The 19163-nt window shown below is 72.1% G+C and carries 17 protein-coding genes; 12 read left to right on the top strand and 5 right to left on the bottom strand.

Annotation, left to right across the window (positions count from 1 at the left end):
• Window positions 1-12 precede the first annotated feature (12 nt).
• The 3 genes from OG259_RS08195 to OG259_RS08185 all read left to right on the top strand — a co-directional run bounded on the left by OG259_RS08195 (window position 13) and on the right by OG259_RS08185 (window position 4667).
• A complete protein-coding gene (locus OG259_RS08195; RefSeq protein WP_328941640.1) occupies window positions 13-1164 on the top strand; it encodes an acyl-CoA dehydrogenase family protein in 1152 nt (383 codons plus the stop codon).
• A 68-nt stretch (window positions 1165-1232) separates the two neighbouring features.
• Window positions 1233-2447 carry an acetyl-CoA C-acetyltransferase gene (locus OG259_RS08190; protein ID WP_328941639.1) on the top strand — a complete coding sequence of 405 codons (1215 nt, stop codon included), beginning with the start codon at window positions 1233-1235 and terminating at the stop codon, window positions 2445-2447.
• 45 nt (window positions 2448-2492) lie between these two features.
• Entirely contained in the window at window positions 2493-4667 is a 2175-nt protein-coding gene (locus OG259_RS08185) for a 3-hydroxyacyl-CoA dehydrogenase NAD-binding domain-containing protein (protein ID WP_328941638.1), read from the top strand.
• Window positions 4668-4770: 103 nt separating this feature from the next.
• Here the strand turns inward: OG259_RS08185 and OG259_RS08180 are convergent, their stop codons facing one another.
• On the bottom strand, window positions 4771-5508 hold the full coding sequence (locus OG259_RS08180) for a MerR family transcriptional regulator (RefSeq protein ID WP_328941637.1): 738 nt from the start codon (window positions 5506-5508) through the stop codon (window positions 4771-4773).
• 123 nt (window positions 5509-5631) lie between these two features.
• Between OG259_RS08180 and OG259_RS08175 the strand changes: the two genes are divergently transcribed.
• Window positions 5632-6126: a macro domain-containing protein gene (locus tag OG259_RS08175; RefSeq protein ID WP_328941636.1), complete on the top strand. Its 495-nt coding sequence runs from the start codon at window positions 5632-5634 to the stop codon at window positions 6124-6126.
• Window positions 6127-6218: 92 nt separating this feature from the next.
• The gene (locus OG259_RS08170) at window positions 6219-6713 is read left to right on the top strand and encodes a hypothetical protein (RefSeq protein WP_328941635.1); all 495 of its coding nucleotides are present in this window, start codon (window positions 6219-6221) and stop codon (window positions 6711-6713) included.
• Between the two features lie 29 nt (window positions 6714-6742).
• On the opposite strand, the gene sph is transcribed toward OG259_RS08170, so the two are convergent.
• Complete coding sequence (gene sph / locus OG259_RS08165) at window positions 6743-7780, bottom strand: sphingomyelin phosphodiesterase (RefSeq protein ID WP_328941634.1); 1038 nt, start codon at window positions 7778-7780, stop codon at window positions 6743-6745.
• A 125-nt stretch (window positions 7781-7905) separates the two neighbouring features.
• Between sph and OG259_RS08160 the strand changes: the two genes are divergently transcribed.
• Window positions 7906-8394, top strand: coding sequence for a F0F1 ATP synthase subunit B family protein (locus OG259_RS08160; RefSeq protein ID WP_328941633.1), 489 nt, complete (start codon window positions 7906-7908; stop codon window positions 8392-8394).
• 97 nt (window positions 8395-8491) lie between these two features.
• A complete protein-coding gene (locus OG259_RS08155; protein ID WP_328941632.1) occupies window positions 8492-9376 on the top strand; it encodes an oxygenase MpaB family protein in 885 nt (294 codons plus the stop codon).
• 78 nt (window positions 9377-9454) lie between these two features.
• On the opposite strand, the gene OG259_RS08150 is transcribed toward OG259_RS08155, so the two are convergent.
• Together OG259_RS08150 and OG259_RS08145 are read right to left on the bottom strand one after the other, a co-directional pair.
• Window positions 9455-11020: a M1 family metallopeptidase gene (locus OG259_RS08150; protein ID WP_328941631.1), complete on the bottom strand. Its 1566-nt coding sequence runs from the start codon at window positions 11018-11020 to the stop codon at window positions 9455-9457.
• Window positions 11021-11211: 191 nt separating this feature from the next.
• Window positions 11212-11901 carry a 2-phosphosulfolactate phosphatase gene (locus OG259_RS08145; protein WP_328941630.1) on the bottom strand — a complete coding sequence of 230 codons (690 nt, stop codon included), beginning with the start codon at window positions 11899-11901 and terminating at the stop codon, window positions 11212-11214.
• A 143-nt stretch (window positions 11902-12044) separates the two neighbouring features.
• Between OG259_RS08145 and OG259_RS08140 the strand changes: the two genes are divergently transcribed.
• The 3 genes from OG259_RS08140 (at window position 12045) to OG259_RS08130 (ending at window position 15797) form a co-directional block, all read left to right on the top strand.
• Window positions 12045-14072 (top strand): Xaa-Pro dipeptidyl-peptidase, encoded by a 2028-nt coding sequence (locus OG259_RS08140; RefSeq protein ID WP_328941629.1) that lies wholly within the window; start codon window positions 12045-12047, stop codon window positions 14070-14072.
• On the top strand, window positions 14069-15376 hold the full coding sequence (locus OG259_RS08135; protein WP_328941628.1) for a M14 family metallopeptidase: 1308 nt from the start codon (window positions 14069-14071) through the stop codon (window positions 15374-15376). The genes OG259_RS08140 and OG259_RS08135 overlap by 4 nt, the downstream gene beginning before the upstream one ends.
• A 127-nt stretch (window positions 15377-15503) precedes the next feature.
• Window positions 15504-15797 carry a hypothetical protein gene (locus OG259_RS08130; RefSeq protein ID WP_328941627.1) on the top strand — a complete coding sequence of 98 codons (294 nt, stop codon included), beginning with the start codon at window positions 15504-15506 and terminating at the stop codon, window positions 15795-15797.
• 180 nt (window positions 15798-15977) lie between these two features.
• Here the strand turns inward: OG259_RS08130 and OG259_RS08125 are convergent, their stop codons facing one another.
• Window positions 15978-16937 carry an FAD-dependent oxidoreductase gene (locus OG259_RS08125; protein ID WP_328941626.1) on the bottom strand — a complete coding sequence of 320 codons (960 nt, stop codon included), beginning with the start codon at window positions 16935-16937 and terminating at the stop codon, window positions 15978-15980.
• A gap of 71 nt (window positions 16938-17008) precedes the next feature.
• Here OG259_RS08125 and OG259_RS08120 point away from each other — a divergent pair, with 71 nt between their 5' ends.
• Window positions 17009-17497: a hypothetical protein gene (locus OG259_RS08120; protein WP_328941625.1), complete on the top strand. Its 489-nt coding sequence runs from the start codon at window positions 17009-17011 to the stop codon at window positions 17495-17497.
• Between the two features lie 13 nt (window positions 17498-17510).
• Window positions 17511-19151: an ABC-F family ATP-binding cassette domain-containing protein gene (locus tag OG259_RS08115; RefSeq protein WP_328941624.1), complete on the top strand. Its 1641-nt coding sequence runs from the start codon at window positions 17511-17513 to the stop codon at window positions 19149-19151.
• Window positions 19152-19163 lie beyond the last annotated feature (12 nt).

Raw genomic sequence — 19163 nt, 5'->3', positions numbered from 1 at the left:
GGAGGCCGACGCATGAAGCGCCAGCTCTACACCGCCGACCACGAGGCCTTCCGGGCCACCGTCCGCACCTTCCTCGACAAGGAGGTGCTTCCCCACTACCCGCAGTGGGAGAAGGACGGCATCGTCGCCCGCGAGGCCTGGCTCGCCGCCGGACGCCAGGGGCTGCTCGGCCTCGCCGTCGACGAGGAGTACGGCGGCGGCGGCAACCAGGACTTCCGCTACGGCGCCGTCCTCGCCGAGGAGTTCACCCGCGCCGGCGCCCCCGGACTCGCCATCGGCCTGCACAACGACATCATCGGCCCGTACCTCACCTCGCTCGGCACCGAGGAGCAGAAGCGGCGCTGGCTGCCCGGCTTCTGCTCCGGCGAGATCGTCACGGCCATCGCGATGACGGAACCCGGCGCCGGTTCGGACCTCCAGGGCATCCGTACGACCGCCGAGGACCACGGCGACCACTGGGTCCTCAACGGCTCCAAGACCTTCATCTCCAACGGCATCCTCGCCGACCTGGTGATCGTCGTCGCCCGCACCACCCCCGAGGGCGGCGCGCACGGCCTCTCCCTCCTCGTCGTCGAGCGCGGCGCCGAGGGCTTCGAGCGGGGACGCAATCTCGACAAGATCGGCCAGAAGGCCCAGGACACCGCCGAGCTCTTCTTCAAGGACGTCCGCGTCCCCAAGGAGAACCTGCTCGGCGAGCTCAACGGCGCCTTCCTGCACCTCATGACCAACCTCGCCCAGGAGCGGCTCGCCATCGCCGTCGCCGGCATCGCGGGCGCCGAGCACCTCCTGGAGATCACCACCCGGTACGTCAAGGAGCGCGAGGCCTTCGGCCGCCCGCTCGCCCGGCTCCAGCACATCCGCTTCGAGATCGCGGAGATGGCCACCGAGTGCGCCGTCACCCGGACCTTCGTCGACCGCTGCATCGAGGAGCACACCGACCCGGAAGGGGCCGGCCTCGACGCCGTCCACGCCTCCATGGCCAAGTGGTGGGCGACCGAACTCCAGAAGCGGGTCGCCGACCGCTGTCTGCAACTGCACGGCGGGTACGGCTACATGAGCGAATTCCCGGTCGCCCGCGCCTATACCGACGGCCGGATCCAGACCATCTACGGCGGCACCACCGAGATCATGAAGGAGATCATCGGCCGTTCCCTCCTCGGCTGACGTCCTCCCTCTCCCGCTCGACCACCCTCACCCCTCTGCTCGACCACCCTCATCGCGAAAGGCTTTCCGTGAGCACCGAAGCGTACGTGTACGACGCGATCCGCACCCCGCGCGGACGCGGCAAGGCCAACGGCTCCCTGCACGGCACCAAGCCCATCGACCTGGTCGTCGGACTCATCCGGGAGATCCAGACCCGGAACCCCGACCTCGACCCGGCCGCCATCGACGACATCGTCCTCGGCGTCGTCGGTCCCGTCGGCGACCAGGGCTCCGACATCGCCCGGATCGCCGCCATCGCCGCCGGACTCCCCGACACCGTCGCCGGCGTCCAGGAGAACCGCTTCTGTGCCTCCGGCCTCGAAGCGGTCAACATGGCCGCGATGAAGATCCGCTCCGGCTGGGAGGACCTCGTCCTCGCCGGCGGCGTCGAGTCCATGTCCCGGGTGCCGATGGCCTCCGACGGCGGCGCCTGGTTCGCCGACCCGATGACCAACCTGGACACCAACTTCGTCCCGCAGGGCATCGGCGCCGACCTCATCGCCACCATCGAGGGCTTCACCCGCCGCGACGTCGACGAATACGCCGCCCTCTCCCAGGAGCGCGCCGCGGCCGCCGTCAAGGACGGCCGCTTCGCCCGGTCGATCGTCCCCGTCAAGGACCGCGCGGGACTGACCGTCCTCGATCACGACGAGTTCCTGCGCCCCGGCACCACCGCCGACTCCCTCGCCCGGCTCAAGCCCTCCTTCGCCGACATCGGCGAGCTGGGCGGCTTCGACGCCGTCGCCCTGCAGAAGTACCACTGGATCGAGGAGATCGACCACGTCCACCACGCCGGCAACTCCTCCGGCATCGTCGACGGCGCCTCCCTCGTCGCCATCGGCTCCAAGGAGGTCGGCGAGCGGTACGGACTGACCCCGCGCGCCCGGATCGTCTCGGCCGCCGTCTCCGGCTCCGAGCCGACCATCATGCTGACCGGCCCCGCCCCGGCCGCCCGCAAGGCCCTCGCCAAGGCCGGCCTCACCATCGACGACATCGACCTGATCGAGATCAACGAGGCCTTCGCGGCCGTCGTCCTGCGCTTCGTCAAGGACATGGGCATCACCCTGGACAAGGTCAACGTCAACGGCGGTGCCATCGCGCTCGGCCACCCGCTCGGCGCCACCGGCGCGATGATCCTCGGCACCCTCGTGGACGAGCTGGAGCGGCAGGACAAGCGCTACGGCCTCGCCACCCTCTGCGTGGGCGGCGGCATGGGCATCGCCACCATCGTCGAGCGCGTCTGACCGTCCCGTCCGAACCCCTCTTCACGTCCACGGAGAAGCAGAGACATGAGCGAGAGCACCACCATCCGCTGGGAGCAGGACGAGACCGGGATCGTCACCCTCGTCCTCGACGACCCGAACCAGTCCGCCAACACCATGAACCAGGCCTTCCGGGCCTCGATCATCGCGATCGCCGACCGCGTGGAGGCCGAGAAGGACTCCATCCGCGGCATCATCTACACCTCCGCGAAGAAGACCTTCTTCGCGGGCGGCGACCTCAAGGACATGATCCAGGCGGGCCCCGAGCACGCCCGGGACATCTTCGAGGGCGCACTGGAGATGAAGCGGGCGCTGCGCCGCATCGAGACCCTCGGCAAGCCCGTCGTCGCCGCGATCAACGGCGCCGCGCTCGGCGGGGGCTACGAGATCGCCCTCGCCTCCCACCACCGCGTCGCCCTCGACGCCCCCGGCTCCAAGATCGGCCTGCCCGAGGTCACCCTCGGCCTGCTGCCGGGCGGTGGCGGCGTCGCCCGTACCGTCCGCCTCATGGGCATCACCGACGCGCTGCTCAAGGTGCTGCTCCAGGGCACCCAGTACGCCCCCAGGCGCGCCCTCGACAACGGCCTCGTCCACGAGGTGGCCGCCACCCGCGAGGAGATGATGGCCAAGGCCATCGCCTTCATCGACGCCCACCCCGAGTCCCGCCAGCCCTGGGACGTCCCCGGCTACCGGATCCCCGGCGGCACCCCGTCGAACCCCAAGTTCGCGGCCAACCTGCCCGCCTTCCCCGCCAACCTGCGCAAGCAGCTCAACGGCGCGCCCTACCCGGCGCCCCGGAACATCATGGCCGCGGCCGTCGAGGGCTCCCAGGTCGACTTCGAGACCGCGCTCGTCATCGAGAGCCGCTACTTCACCGAGCTGGTCGTCGGCCCGACGGCGAAGAACATGATCCAGGCGTTCTTCTTCGACCTCCAGGCCGTCAACTCCGGCGCGAGCCGCCCGAAGGGCATCGAGCCCCGCCCGGTCCGCAAGGTCGCCGTCCTCGGCGCGGGCATGATGGGCGCCGGCATCGCGTACTCCTGCGCCCGCGCCGGCATCGAGGTCGTCCTCAAGGACGTCTCCGCCGAGTCCGCCGCGAAGGGCAAGGCCTACTCCGAGGCCCTCTGCGCCAAGGCCGTCTCCCGCGGCCGTACGACCCAGGAGAAGGCCGACGCGCTCCTCGCCCGCATCACGCCGACCTCCGAGGCCGGGGACCTGGCGGGCTGCGACGCGGTCATCGAGGCAGTCTTCGAGGACACGGCGCTCAAGCACAAGGTCTTCCAGGAGATCCAGGACGTCGTCGAGCCCGACGCGCTGCTCTGCTCCAACACCTCGACCCTGCCGATCTCCGTCCTCGCCGAGGGCGTGGAGCGCCAGGGCGACTTCATCGGTCTGCACTTCTTCTCGCCCGTCGACAAGATGCCGCTCGTCGAGATCATCAAGGGCGAGCGGACCGGCGACGAGGCGCTCGCCCGCGCCTTCGACCTGGTCCGGCAGATCAACAAGACGCCGATCGTCGTCAACGACTCGCGCGGCTTCTTCACCTCCCGGGTGATCGGCCACTTCATCAACGAGGGCGTCGCCATGGTCGGCGAGGGCATCGAGCCCGCCTCCGTCGAGCAGGCCGCCGCGCAGGCCGGCTACCCGGCCAAGGTCCTCTCGCTGATGGACGAACTGACCCTGACCCTCCCGCGCAAGATCCGCAACGAGACGAAGCGGGCGATCGAGGAGGCCGGCGGCACCTGGGTCAGCCACCCGGGCGAGGCCGTCATCGACCGCATGGTCGACGAGTTCGGGCGGCCCGGTCGCAGCGGCGGCGTGGGCTTCTACGAGTACGGCGAGGACGGCAGGCGCGGGAAGCTCTGGCCCGGCCTGCGCGAGCACTTCGCCAAGCCCGGACACGAGATCCCCTTCCGCGACATGCAGGAGCGGATGCTCTTCGCCGAGGCCCTGGACACCGTCCGGCTCGTGGAGGAGGGCGTCCTGACCTCGGTCGCCGACGCCAACATCGGCTCCATCATGGGCATCGGCTTCCCGGCCTGGACCGGCGGCGTGCTCCAGTACATCAACGGTTACGAGGGCGGTGTCGCCGGATTCACGGCACGCGCGCGTGAGCTGGCCGCGACGTACGGCGAGCGGTTCACCCCGCCGGCGCTCCTGGTGGAGAAGGCAGAGCGGGGCGAGGTCTTCACCGACGCCTGAGCGGTGCCGCTCGGGGAAGGGGCCGGCGTCCGTGCGGTGCGGGGGCCGGCTCCGGGGGTCGGCCGTCCGGGCGGTGCCGAGGGCCGGTCCCCGGCCGGCCCTCTCACCGAGTCCTGAACGCCGTCCTCAGCTCCTCGCTCAGTGAGCGCTGGAAGGCCGTGAGGAGGGCCTGGACCACCATCGGCTGCATGTGCGCCGAGAGCGACTTCATCGCGCTCAGGTGGTCCGGGTCCTCCCCGCTCTCCCGGTACGGGCTCCACACCTCGTCCCGGAACAGCCGGGACAGCTCCTGGGCGGCAGCGCGCGCGTGCTCCAGGAGAACGGTGCGGGAGGCGAGGATCGTCTCGTGCTCGATGGGTACGTCGAGCAGCTCGACGCCGAGCCGCAGCAGGGAGCCGTCGAGCCGGAAGGTGTCGTCCTCGGCGGTCCGGTCGAGCACCCCCATCGCGGCCAGCCGGTCCACGTCCCGCTCGGTCAGCGCCCGCCCGGCCCGCCGCTCCAGCTCGCGCCGGGTGATGGACTCGGCGGACTCCGGCGCCCAGGAGGCGACCAGGGCCCGGTGGATCGCCAGGTCCTGCGCGCTGAGGTCGGGCGGCAGCTGCTCCAGGTACCGCTCGATCGCGGCCAGCGTCATCCCCTGCCGCTGGAGCTCCTCGATGAGCGCCAGCCGGGACAGATGGCCCTGCCCGTAGTGCCCGACCCGCCGCGCCCCGATGACGGGCGGCGGAAGGAGCCCGCGGGTCCCGTAGAACCGCACGGTCCGCACCGTGACCCCGGCCCGCGCGGCCAGCTCGTCGACGGTGTAGCTGGGCCCGCCCTCCTCGTCGCTCCCGACGCCCATCCGAGGTGCCTCGCTTCCGCTGCCGTCGACCGGCCGGTCCCGGTCACTTGAACAGTATTGCTGTCTCACCAGCGCTGTAGAAGAGCGCGCGCACTGTCAGTGGTGCCCCGTAGCGTGATCGTCATGAACGCCATCACGAGCGGCATCACGTATGTGCAGGGGGACGCGACCGCGCCACGGGGCGAGGGCGTCAGGATCATCGCCCACGTCTGCAACGACATCGGTGCCTGGGGCAGGGGCTTCGTGCTGGCGATCTCACGCCGCTGGCCCGCGCCCGAGGCCGCCTTCCGGCAGTGGCACCGCGAGCGCGAGCGGAACGACCACGGGCTCGGCGCGGCCCAGTTCGTGCGGGTCGAGCCCGAACTGTGGGTGGCCAATCTGGTCGGCCAGCGGGGGATACGCACCGTGCGCGACACGGCCGTACCCGTGCGGTACGAGGCGATCGACGCCGCGCTGGGACTGCTCGCCGACAGGGCGACCGGGCTGGGGGCCTCCGTGCACATGCCGCGCATCGGCTGCGGGCTCGCGGGAGGCTCCTGGGAGCGGGTCGAGCCCCTCGTCGTGCGGCGTCTGGTGGACCGGGGGATACCGGTCACGGTGTACGACTTCGACGCGTAAGGGGCGCGGGGGCGGGGCGTCGCGGGGGCCGGCGGGGGCGGCGGCTAGAGTCTGCGGCTGTTCGAACTGGGGAACGGGAACAGGGGAGTCAGATGTACACGCAACTCAGGGAGACGGCGCAAGAGTTGGCCGGAGTCCTGTGGCGGGAGCACACCGTGTACCGGGAGCGGGGCGGCGGTGTGGTGATCCGGGGCGAGCACGTGGGCCGCTGGATAAGCCTCGGCCCGACCGGGGGTAAGGATCAGGCGCTGCTGCGTGCCGGGAGGCTCCTCGACGGGGGCACGACGGCCCCGGCCCGTACCGAGGTGGTCGTCGACCTGACGGCCGGGACGGCGGAGCTGGCGGCGGTCTGCCGGAGCCTGCTCGCCGACGTCGCCGCGGTCGCCGAGCCCGCTCCGGCAGGGGCGAGGAAGCGGGGCGGACCGGAGAGGAAGGCGAAGCCGGGCCGGCCGGAGCGTGCCGCCCGCCCCGCCCGGCCCCGTAAGGAGCGGCACACGAGCTTCGGGTCCTTCGTCGTGCTGCTCTGTGTCGCAGGGGTGCTCGGGGCCTGGCTCTACAGCCTCTTCGGCGGCGGATACGGGTACTGACGCCCCGCCTCCGCCGCCCGCCGGTCAGCTCAGAAGCCCGTGACCGGGTAGTGGTCGGAAAGGTTGGTGTACGTGTAGCTCGTGCCCCAGCTGGAGACCGTCCACGGGGCGCTCTTCTCCAGGACCACGTGGTTGGTCCAGTTCGCGGGCCGGGCGTTCCCCGAGCGGTAGAGGACGTAGTCGAGGTCCTCGCGCGGGTCGTCCGGGTAGCGCTCGGAGGCGATCGAGTTCAGGTCGGTGTCGAAGGAGTACGGGTGGCCGGTGCGGGCGTCGGCCCCGGTCAGGCCCGCGTCGGCGAGCATCGTTCCGTACTCGGGAGTGTGCGAGTCGACGTTCATGTCGCCGGCGACGATCACCTGCTCGTTCGACGGGATGCTCTTGGCGTCGAGGAAGGCGTCGATCGCCTTGAACTGCCGGCTGCGCATCTGCGCCGCCTCCCCCGCCGAGCACCCCGGGTCGGTGGACTGGGCGTGGGTGCCGACGACGTGGACCTTGCTGCCGTTGACGTCGAGCACGACGTACGCGAAGCCCTTGTTCGACCACCAGTCGGCGCCGCAGGCGTCCTTGTAGACGTGCTGCTCCTTGCGGATGATCGGCCACTTGCTGAGGATCGTCACCCCGCCGTCCTCGGGGGTGGTCGCGGAGTAGGAGCCGCCGGTGGCGTCCCAGCCGCTCTTGCTGCGGCCCACGATCGGGGTCTGGTACGGGTACTGGCCGGCGGAGTTCGTCTTGAGGGCGTCCGAGGCGCCGTTGTCGAAGGCCTCCTGGAGGACGACGACGTCCTGCCCCTGGTACCAGGGGGCCGCGGGGATCGCCTTGGCCCGGTGGTCCTGGCCCCAGTTCGGGTAGAGCGTCTTCGAGAACAGGAACGCGTTGTACGTGAGCACCTTCAGCCGCGGGGCCTCGGCGGCCGCCCCGGCGGAGGCGGCGGTCGCGCCCGGAGCGGTCGCGGCCAGGGTGGCGGCCGCGAGGGCCAGGGAAAGGGCGGCGCCGGGGGCGCGGCGGAGCGCGGCGAACGACACGGGAACTCCCTTGAGGGTGTGGGGGGTTGTGCTGGCGCGGCACATACAATCAGCCGTGGTTACCTTCCGGTAGCCTTTGGGTGCCGGGAATCTGGCCGGACTCGCACGAAAGTGACAACTCTCGCCAGGGAGCCCGAAATGTCGCTTTTTCTAGCAGGTAGAATGCGCGCATGACCCTCGCTTCGAACTCGACTGTCTTCAACATGGACCTCGGTCCGCTCAACCCTGTCTGGGCGGAGCTCATCCTCGGCCTGGTGCTGTTCGCCCTCACCTTCCTCATCATGGCGAAGGGCATCCTGCCGAAGATCCGGCGCACCCTCGACGAGCGCGAGGACGCCATCGACGGCGGCACCGGACGCGCCGACGACCTGCGCGCCGAGGCCACCCAGATCCGTGAGCAGTACGAGGCCGAGCTGGCCGAGGCCCGCCACGAGGCCGCCCGTATCCGCGCCAAGGCCGTCGAGGAGGGCTCGGTGGCCATCGCCGCCGCCCGCGCCGAGGGCAACGCCGAGCGCGAGTCGATCATCGCCGCCGGTTCCGTGAAGATCGCCGCCGAGCGTGCCGCCGCCGAGCGCGAGCTCAACGCCGATGTCGACGCCTGGGCCCACGCCCTCGCCGCCCGTATCGTCGGCGAGCCGGTCGGCGCCGACCGCGGCTGACCCGTACTCCCCGGAAGGGGCCGTCACCAGGGGCCGAAACGCCCGGGTGACGGCCCCTTCGTCGTGGGTGCAGCCTGGAGTGTGAGGAGAGAGCCCCATGGAGCATGTGACGTCAGGCGATCAGGTCCCCGTCGGCGGCGATCCGCTGCCACCGCCCGTCGGCGGCGTGCTGTGGAGCGTGGCCGGCGACATCCGGGCGCTCCTGATGCTCCCCGCCGCTCTCACGATGCAGGTCGCCCACCCCGCGATCGGCGCCGGAGTCGACGCCCACTCCGTCTTCCGCACCGACCCCTGGGGCCGGGGCGAACGCTCCCTGCGCTCGGTCCAGCTGTGGATCTACGGCGGTGAGGACGCCGCGCGGGAGGGGCGCCGCCTCCGCCGGCTGCACCGCGACATCCAGGGCACCGACGCGCACGGGCGCCGCTACCACGCCCTCACCCCCGCCTACTACTCCTGGGTGCACGCGACCGGCTTCCCCGTCTACGCCCACGGCCTCCGCCTCCTCGCCCGCCCCCTCACCGAGGCGCAGGAACGGCAGCTGTACGCCGAGTGGCTCCAGGTCGGCAGGATCCTCGGCATCCACGACCGGGACATGCCGCAGACGATCGAGGAGTTCTGGCCGTACTACCGGAAGGTCCTCGCGGACGAGCTGGAGGCGACCGTCGTCGTGCGGGAGCTGCTCGACCCCGACCAGCCCGTGCCCGCCCCCGACCGCGGTCCGCTGCCCGTCCGGCTCGTCCTCCGGCTGCTCTGGCCGGTCCTGCGCCGCCCGTTCCTGCGGCTGCGTGCCTTCCTCACCGTCGGCATGATGCCGCCGGACGCCCGGGAGGCCATTGGACTCGAATGGACGGACGCGCAGGACCGCGCGCTGCGCCGGTTCGCCCGGGTGGTCAGGGCCGTGGTCCCCGTCCTGCCGGAGCGGCTGCGCTATCTGCCACTGGCCCGGAAGGCACGCGAGGCCGCCCGCCGCGCTGCGCGCTGACGGACGGCCCCGGTGAAGGGCGGCTCCCCTGACCGTACGGTTCCGGTGGCCGTACGGCCCCGGTCACCGCTCGGCTGATCAGTGCCTGCCGTGGTGCTCCGTCTCGTGGACGGTGTTCGTCGCCGCGATCTTCTTCCAGGACTTCGGCTGGACCGGCTTCGGCTGCGCGGCCTTCGGAGCGGCCGAGCGCGCGGACGAGGTACCGGACGCGGGCGCCGCCGCCGGCGCGGACAGGCCGACCGCCGCCGCCGTCGACGCGGAGGGCTTCGACGGCTGGTACAGCCAGGTGTCGAAGAGCTCGGCCAGCGGCTTGCCGGAGACCTTCTCGGCGTACCGCACGAAGTCGGCGACCCGCGCGTTGCCGTACGCGAACTGCTGCGGCCAGCCCTTCAGGATCGCGAAGAAGTCCTCGTCGCCGATCTCGTTGCGCAGCGCCTGGAGAGCCAGCGCGCCCCGGTCGTAGACGGCGATGTGGAACTGGTTCTCGGCGCCCGGGTCACCCGGCTTCACCGTCCAGAACGGGTCCTCGGCCGTCCGGGTGGCGTACACGTAGTCCGCCAGCTCCTGGGCCGTGCCCTCGCCCTCCTTCTCCGACCACAGCCACTGGCTGTAGCGGGCGAAGCCCTCGTTGACCCAGATGTCCTTCCAGTCGCGGACGGACACGCTGTCGCCGTACCACTGGTGTGCCAGCTCGTGCACGACCACCGACACGTTCGCGCCGTTGGCGAACTGCCGCGGGCTGTAGAACGGTCGGGTCTGCGTCTCCAGGGCGAAGCCGCTGGTCACGTTCGGCACGTACCCGCCGAGGGAGTTGAACGGGTACGGCCCGAAGACCCCCTCCAGCCACTCCGCGACCTCGGTCGTGCGCTCGATCGAGGCGCGCGCGGCGCCGTCGTTGTCGCCGAGGTCCTTGCTGTACGCGTTGAGGACGGGCAGCCCGTTCGCCGTCTTGTCCGTCGTGATGTCGAACTTGCCGACGGCGAGCGTGGCCAGATACGTCGCCTGCGGCTTGTTGGAACGCCAGTTGAAGCGGGTCCAGCCGAGGCGCGAGGACTGCGACTGCAGCACGCCGTTGCTGATGGCCTGGGTGCCGTCCGGCACCGAGACGGAGACGTCGAAGGTGGCCTTGTCCAGCGGGTGGTCGTTGGACGGGAACCACCAGACGGCCGAGTCCGGCTCCTGCGCGGCGACACCGCCGTCAGGGGTGCGGGCCCAGGCCGACCAGCCGTCGATCTTCACCTCGGAGGGCTTGCCCGCGTAACGGACGACGATCGAGATCGCCTTGTCCTTCTCCAGCGGTGCGGCCGGGGTGACCTCCAGCTCGTGGGCGCCCGAAGCGGTGAACTTCGCGAGGCGGCCGTTGACCCGGACCTCGCTGACCGTCAGGCCGAGATCGAGGTTGAACCGGGAGAGGTTCTGCTTGGCGGTGGCGACGATCGTCGCCGTGCCCTCCAGCAGGTCCGTGGCGGGCTGGTACTTCAGCCGCAGGTCGTAGTGGGAGACGTCGTATCCGCCGTTGCCACTGGTGGGGTAGTAGGAGTCGCCGATGCCCGGGGCCCCAGGAGTGAAGTCGGCCGCCGATGCCGGGATCGCCAGCAGCAGGGAGGCCGCGAGGGCGCTCGGAACGATGATTCTGCGGTGCACAGGTGCTCCCCAAGTCATAAGAAACGTAAGACGCGCGGGTGGTCGTCGGTCCTTAGCCTGGACACTATTCAGAGCCCCGACGCACCGTCACGTCCAGAGGACCCGCTGTCACACGATCGCCATTTGGCCGACATGAACCCATCAGTCTCAGGCGTGACCTGAATCCGCCCTGGTCCTGGGCCCGCCCGGACCTACGGGGTGGGTGAAGGCGCGGCGCACGGACGAAGGACCATCAAGGAGTCCTCCAAGGTCGCCACCATGGCGAAGGGGAACCGGTCGAGCTCCAGACAGAGTTCGACGTCATCGGCATGGACGCCTCGGCGCACACCCGATGTCAGCTCGAAGGCGGCCCGGGACTCACCGGCGCGGCGGAGGAAGTCGGCCGGATCCGTTCCTTCTCCGGCCGCCCTCCGGGCGATGTACTGGGCGCACGCCAGGTCCTCATCGGCCCGACCGTCCTCGCCGGTGACCACGAACGTGACACGGTCGCACGCGCGTGCCCGCAAGAGCCGGGCCGTCGCCTCCGCCACCACGAAACCGGCGCACAGCACGAGCGACGCCTCCTTCACCGCGAGCGCGCCGACCGTCCCCGCCGTGGTCTTCTGCACGACGGTCCGTCCCCCGAGATCGAGGGACCGCAGCAGGCCGGGCGAGTTGACGGCGTCGAAGCCGGGCGCGGACGGGCCGTCCTTGAGCGCCACCCAGTCCGGGTGGCCGGCCTTGAGCGCCAGCGCCTCGTCCAGCGACTCGGCGAGAACGATCTTCTCCGCCCCCTGGGCGAAGGCCCAGGCGGCCACCGTGTACGCACGCATGACGTCGACCACGACCGCCACGGACGGGGCTTCGACCAGTTCGGAAATACCAAGGAATCGAGCGTCCATCGGGTCATGATCACGCATGCCCCACCCGAAGCACCCTGACAGTGACGCGCCTCACTCGGAGTGCCCGCACCCTGTCTCCGCGGCCACACAGGACACCTGCGGCACTCTTTCGCACGGGAGTTGACCGGGGTACGTTCCCGCCCATGCCGATGCGAATGCGGAGAACCCGCGGAGCCCGACTGCCGTACGGAACACTCGTCGCCGCGGCCACGGCCGCGCTGCTCGCGACCCTGGTCACACCCGCCGGCGCGCAGCCGGAACCCGCCGCGCCCGCTGCGCGCGAGTCACGTGAGTCCCGGCCCGTTCACTCGTACGCCGACGCGATCCGCGAGTCCGTCTGGGTCGACACCGGACTCGACGGCGACGGCGACGGGCGCGCGGACCGGGTCGCCGTCGACATCGTCCGCCCCCGGGAGACCGCGGCGGCAGGCCGGAAGATCCCGGTCATCATGGACGCCAGCCCCTACTACGCCTGCTGCGGACGCGGCAACGAGGGGCAGAAGAAGACCTACGACGCCGACGGAAACCCCGTCCAGTTCCCGCTCTTCTACGACAACTTCTTCGTCCCGCGCGGCTACGCCTTCGTCGCGGTCGACCTCGCCGGCACCAACCGCTCGGACGGCTGCGACGACGTCGGCGGCCGCTCCGACGTCCAGTCGGCCAAGGCCGTCGTCGACTGGCTGAACGGCCGCGCCCGCGGCTACACCACCCGTACGGGGGACTCCCGGGCCCGCGCCACCACCTGGAGCACCGGGAACGTCGGCATGATCGGCAAGAGCTGGGACGGCACCATCGCCAACGGCGTCGCCGCCACCGGCGTCGAAGGGCTGAAGACGATCGTTCCGATCGGCGCCATCTCCTCCTGGTACGACTACTTCCACTCCCAGGGAGCCCCGCTCTACAACGCCAACCCGAGCTGGCTCTCCGAGTACGTCAACAGCCCCGAGGCGCAGGCCCGCTGCGGCGCCGTCCAGGACCGGATCACCGCCGGCACCCCGTACAGCGGCGACCGGACCACCGCCTGGACCGAGCGCGACCACGTACGCAACGCGGGCAAGGTGAAGGCGAGCGTCTTCGTCGTCCACGGACAGCAGGACCTCAACGTGCGCGCCGGCCAGTTCGGCCAGTGGTGGGACGCGCTCGCCGCCCACGGCGTCGAACGGAAGATCTGGCTCTCCCAGACCGGCCACGTCGACCCCTTCGACTTCCGGCGCGCCGACTGGGTCCGCACCCTGCACCGCTGGTTCGACCACTACCTCCTCGGCTACGACAACGGCATCGACCGCGAACCGGTCGCCGACATCGAGCGCGCTCCGGACCGCTGGACCACCGACCGGCAGTGGCCGCCCCGCGCCACCGCGACCACCACCCTGCGCCCCGCCCCCGGTACGGCAGCCGGGCCCGGCGTCCTCGGCCGCGCACCCGCCGCCCCCGGCTCCACCGCGACCTTCACCGACGACCCGGGCCTCGGCGAGCTCGACTGGGCGGCCCGGATCGACGCCGCGACCCCCGAGAAGGCCGGCTTCGTCACCCGTCGCCTCTCCCGCGACCTGCGGATCTCCGGCTCCTCCAAGGTGACGGTCACCGCCACCCCGACCACCGCCACCGCACACCTCACCGCCGTCCTCGTGGACCTCGGACCCGACACGATCCGCGACTACGGGGCCCCCGGCGAGGGCATCACCACCCGCACCGACCGCAGCTGCTGGGGAGCGAGCACGCCCGGCGACAGCGCCTGCTTCAAGGAGACCGAGGCCCGCACCGCGGATGTCGGGTACACGGTCGTCAGCCGAGGCTGGGCCGACCTCGGCACCTGGGCCGACCCGGGCAAGGAGCGCCCACTGACCCCCGGCAGGGCGTACACCATGACCCTGGACCTCGCCGCCACCGACCATGTCGTGCCGGCCGGCCACCGTCTCGCCCTGATCGTCGGGGGCACCGACAAGGACCTGCTCGACCCTCCGTCGACCACGCCGACCCTGACGCTGGACCTCACCCGCACCTGGGCGAAGCTGCCGCTGGTCGGTGGCGCCGGGGCCTTCGGCCGGGCGACCTCCGGTCCGTACCCGGCCGTTCCGCCGGCCACCGCGCTCGTCCCCTCGTCGATCGCCGCCGCACCGCCGGTGGCCGTCACCGGTCCGCGACTGCCGGGATTCGGAGCCGCCCGATGAACCCTCTTACGACGCAACGGAGTTCACGCCGCACCCTCGCCCTCGTGGCGGGCGCCGCCGCCCTCGCGCTGCCGCTCGTCACCGTCCCGGCCAAGGCGGCGGACAGCGCGCCCGCGAAGCCGATCCCGCGCACCGGATTCGAGACGAGCCGGGGTGCCCGATGGACCACCGAGGCCGAGGAGGGTGACTTCCTCGCGGCCGTCGACCGGGCGAGCGCCCGGCTGTCGCTCCGGGTGATCGGCACCACCGCACAGGGGCGCCCGGTCCGGCTCGCCACCCTCGGTACGGGCCGTACCACCGTGCTGCTCGTCTGCAGCCAGCACGGCGACGAGCCCGCGGGCCGCGAGGCCTGTCTGAGCACGGTGCGCGACCTCGCCCACGCCCAGGACCGGGAGACCTCGCGCTTCCTCGCCCGGACGACCCTCCTCGTCGTCCCCACGGCCAACCCCGACGGGCGGGAGGCCGACACCCGGGGCAACGCCGACGGCATCGACGTCAACCGCGACCACATCGCCCTGCGCACCGCCGAGGCGAGGGCGGTCGCCGCCGTCATCCGCGACCGGCGGCCCGAACTCGTCTACGACCTCCACGAGTACGGTGCCACCCCCCGGTACTACGACAAGGACCTGCTCGCCCTCTGGCCGCGCAGCCTCGACGCCGACCCGCACGTCCACGACGAGTCCAGGACCCTCTCCGAGGAGTACGTCAGGCCCGCCGCCGGGCTCGCCGGCTACAGCAGCGGCATCTACGGCATCTGGACCGACCCCCTCACCGGCAAGCCGCTCAAGCAGGTCGCGGGCGACGGCCAGGAGCGGATCCTGCGGAACACGGCCGGCATCAAGCACTCCGTGGGCCTCCTCGTCGAGACCCGGGTGGACGCGCTCGACGAGGCCGAACAGAACGACCCGGCACGCAACCACCGGCGTCGGGTCGCCACCCAACACACGGCTCTGGAGGGCGCCTTCGCCTACCTGGAGGAGCGCCGCGGGCCGCTCACCGCGGCCACCACCGCCGCCCGGCGCGCCGGATACGCCGACCGGGGCCCGGTCTTCCTCGGCGGCGCCGACAACGACCCGCCGGAGCCCGCGGAGGTCCTCGCCGACCCGCCGTGCGGCTACCGCCTGGACGCCGCTCAGTACGCCGAGGTCGGCGACGAACTCGCCCTGCACGGCGTGGCCGTCCGGCGGGAGGGCGCGGGAGCGTTCGTACCGCTGGGCCAGTCGCGGCGCGCGCTCGTTCCGCTGCTTCTGGACGAGCGTGCCGCCTATCACCTCGTCAGTGGGAGTCCTGTGGAGGAGTGTTGACGATCACGTGCCGCAGCGCAGGGATGGCGTGATTCCGACATTTGCCGAGGTAAAGTTACCGACTGGTACTGACCATGCCTCGAACAGGTCCCCACGGCCTGGAAGTTGGAGAATCACCATGCGTTACATGAAGACCGCGCGTCGTGCCCTGACGGCGGCGCTCGCCACGACCCTGCTCGCCGGCGGCGTGCTGCTCGGTCAGACGGTGACCGCCGAGCCCGCGGCCGCGGCCAGGATGACCTGCAACATCACCCAGCTGAAGAACGACGCCCGCAACGAGCGCGACCGCGCCGCCCAGCTCAAGCGCCTCGGCGCCCACACGGAGGCCCGCAAGGCCCTCGCTCGCGCCGACGCCCTGGAGAAGCGCGCCCGCCAGTGCCACGACGCCGACAACAACAGCAAGCCGCCGCTCTGGAAGTAGGAGCACCCGCCGGGAAATTGATCCGGTGTGCAAACGCGGGGCGGGTGCTGTCCGAAAGGGCAGCACCCGCCCCGCGCGCGGTTCGAAGGGACAGCGCCCGCCCCGCGGCCGCGCCCGCCCCACGCCGTCCCCCCGCCCGGTCGGGTGTGACCGGCCGGGGCGGCCGGTCCCCCTTCCGCCTCAGGCCCCCTCCACCAGCTCCGCCGCCCGCTCCGCACACCCCCAGGACACCGTCACCCCCGCGCCCCCGTGCCCGTAGTGGTGCACCAGGCGCCCGCCGCCCGGCAGCGGCACCGCCTCGATCCGCACCCCGCCGACCCTCGCCGGACGCAGGCCCACCCGGTGGCCGAGCACCCGCGCCCCCGCGATCTCCGGCCGTACCCGCGCGCACCGCGCCACGATCGCCGCCGCCGTCGCCGCATCGGGCTCAAGACGCTCGTCGCCCTCCTCGGCCGTCCCGCCCAGGATCAGCCGCCCCGGCTGCGGGAAGAAGTACGTCGTCTCGCTCGACCCGGCATCCGCCGAGGTGAACCACTCCTCGATCCCCGGGTTCTCCACCAGCACCAACTGCCCCCGCACCGGCTGCAGTCCGGGATCCGGTACGAGTTCCCGCGCCGCCGAACCGGTGCAGTCGACGACCACCCGCGCCCCGGCCGCCGCCTCCTCGAAGCCGGTGACCGCACGCCGCTCGACGACCCCGCCGGCCGCCTCGAACCGGCCCCGCAGCCACGCCAGATGGACCGGCATGTCGATCAGCGGCAACCGCGCCGCCAGACCCACGTCGTACGGCCCCGGCACCTCATCGGGTGCCAGCTGCCGCAGGCCCGGCACCTCCCGCGCCCAGGGGCCGAGGCGGTCCAGAACGGTGTCCGCGTGGACGCCGGCCACCCACCGCACCCCCGTCCGCTCCGGATCGGCGGCCATCTCCCCGTACACCCGCAGCGAGACCAGTGCCCAGGCCCCGGCCTCGGCCTCCGGTTCGATCCGGTACGGCCACCACAGCGCCCCCGCCACCGCCGAGGTCGTCGCCGTCGTCTCGTCCCGCGACCAGACCCGGACCCGAAGGCCGCGTTCCGCCAGCGTCACCGCGGTCGTCAGTCCGACGACCCCGCCACCCACCACGATCACGTCGCTGTCCATGCCCGGGACCGTACCGGGACCGGGACATTTCCGGGACGGACCGGCCACGAGAGCGCGGAAGACTCGATGGCATGCGCGGCGCCTACACGACCCTCGACCTCGCCCCCGCCACCCGTGCGGACGGCGTCCTCCCCGGGAGCCCCACCGGCCCCCGGCACGACCTCGTCGACCTCGTGGTCGACGGCAGGCCCCTGCTCCGGCTGCTCGACGAGGTCGACGGCGCCGACACGGTGTCGCCCCTGGCGTCCGACGTCCCGCCCGTCCTCCGCGCCGACCACGTCGAGCGGCTCCTCGGCCGTGACCCCCGGCCCGCCCACGGACGCCGGGTGATCTACTCCTGCCCCGACTGCGAGGACCTCGGCTGCGGAGTCGTCACGGCCGTCGTCGAGCACCACGGCGAGGACGTCGTCTGGCGCGACTTCGCCTGGCAGACCGGCCCCACCGCGGACGCGGCCCGCGACGGCTATCCCGGCGTCGGCCCGTACCGCTTCCACGGCGCGGCCTACCGGTCCGTACTGCTGCGGCTCCTCGAATCCTCGGCGTGTCGTTCCGTCGCCTAGGATTCGTTCCCTGATGACTGCAACCCTCGTCGCCAAGGACCTCGCCGCCGGCCACGGCGAACGCACCCTCTTCGCCGGCCTCGACCTCGTCGTCGCCCCCGGCGACGTGATCGGCCTCGTCGGTGTCAACGGCGCCGGCAAGTCGACCCTGCTGCGGCTGCTCGCCGGCCTCGACACCCCGGAGGAGGGCGAGCTCCGGCTCTCCCCGCCCACCGCCGCCGTCGGCCACCTCCCGCAGGAGCCGGAGCGGCGCGCGGGGGAGACCGTGCGGGAGTTCCTCGCCCGGCGCACCGGTGTCGCCGCCGCCCAGATCGCGATGGACGAGGCCACCCAGGGCCTCGTCGACGGCACGCCCGGCGCGGACGACGCGTACGCGATCACCCTGGAGCGCTGGCTGAACCTCGGCGGCGCCGACCTCGACGAGCGCGCCGAGGAGGTCGCCGACTCCCTCGGCCTCACCGTCGGCCTCGACCAGCCGATGACCTCGCTCTCCGGCGGTCAGGCCGCCCGCGCCGGGCTGGCCTCGCTCCTGCTCTCCCGCTACGACGTCTTCCTGCTCGACGAGCCCACCAACGACCTCGACCTCGAAGGTCTCGAACGCCTCGAAGCCTTCGTGAAGGGGTTGCGCGCCGGGACGGTCGTCATCAGCCACGACCGCGAGTTCCTCACCCGCACCGTCACCAAGGTCCTCGAACTCGATCTCGCCCAGCAGCAGATCACGCTGTACGGCGGCGGTTACGAGGCGTACCTGGAGGAGCGGGACAGGGCCAGGCGGCACGCCCGCGAGGACTTCGAGGAGTACGCCGGCAAGAAGGCGGCCCTCGAAGCGCGCGGCCACATGCAGCGGTCCTGGATGGACAAGGGCGTGAAGAACGCCCGCCGCAAGGCCACCGACGGCGACAAGCTGGGGCGCAACGCGCGCAGCGAGGCCAGTGAGAAGCAGGCCGCGAAGGCCCGTCAGACCCAGCGCATGATCGAGCGCCTCGACGTCGTCGACGAGCCCCGCAAGGAGTGGGAGCTGCGGATGGAGATCGCGGCCGCGCCGCGCTCCGGCTCCGTCGTCGCCACCCTGCGCGAGGCCGAGGTCCGCCGGGGCGACTTCTCCTTCGGCCCCGTCACCCTGCAGATCGACTGGGCCGACCGGGTCGCCGTCACCGGGGCCAACGGCGCCGGGAAGTCGACCCTGCTCGCCGCCCTGCTCGGCCGGCTGCCGCTGGACTCCGGCGACGCGGTCCTGGGCTCGGGGGTCGTCGTCGGCGAGGTGGACCAGGCCCGGAAGCTCTTCCACGGTACGGAGTCGCTCCTGGAGGCGTTCTGCGCGGCCGTGCCCGAGACGGAGCCCGCCGAGGTCCGTACCCTGCTCGCCAAGTTCGGTCTCAAGGCCGTCCATGTGATGCGGCCCGCCACCACGCTCTCCCCGGGCGAGCGGACCCGCGCCGCCCTCGCCCTGCTCCAGGGCCGGGGCGTGAACCTGCTCGTGCTCGACGAGCCGACCAACCATCTGGACCTGCCGGCCATCGAGCAGCTGGAGTCCGCGCTCGACTCGTACACCGGCACGCTGCTGCTGGTCACCCACGACCGGCGGATGCTCGACGCGGTCCGCACCACGCGGCGTGTCGAGGTCGCCGACGGCAAGGTCACGGAACTCGGATGACGGTCCCGTGCG

The organism is Streptomyces sp. NBC_00250, assembly GCF_036192275.1.
Classification (GTDB): domain Bacteria; phylum Actinomycetota; class Actinomycetes; order Streptomycetales; family Streptomycetaceae; genus Streptomyces.
This window is presented reverse-complemented; position numbering and strand designations above follow the sequence as displayed.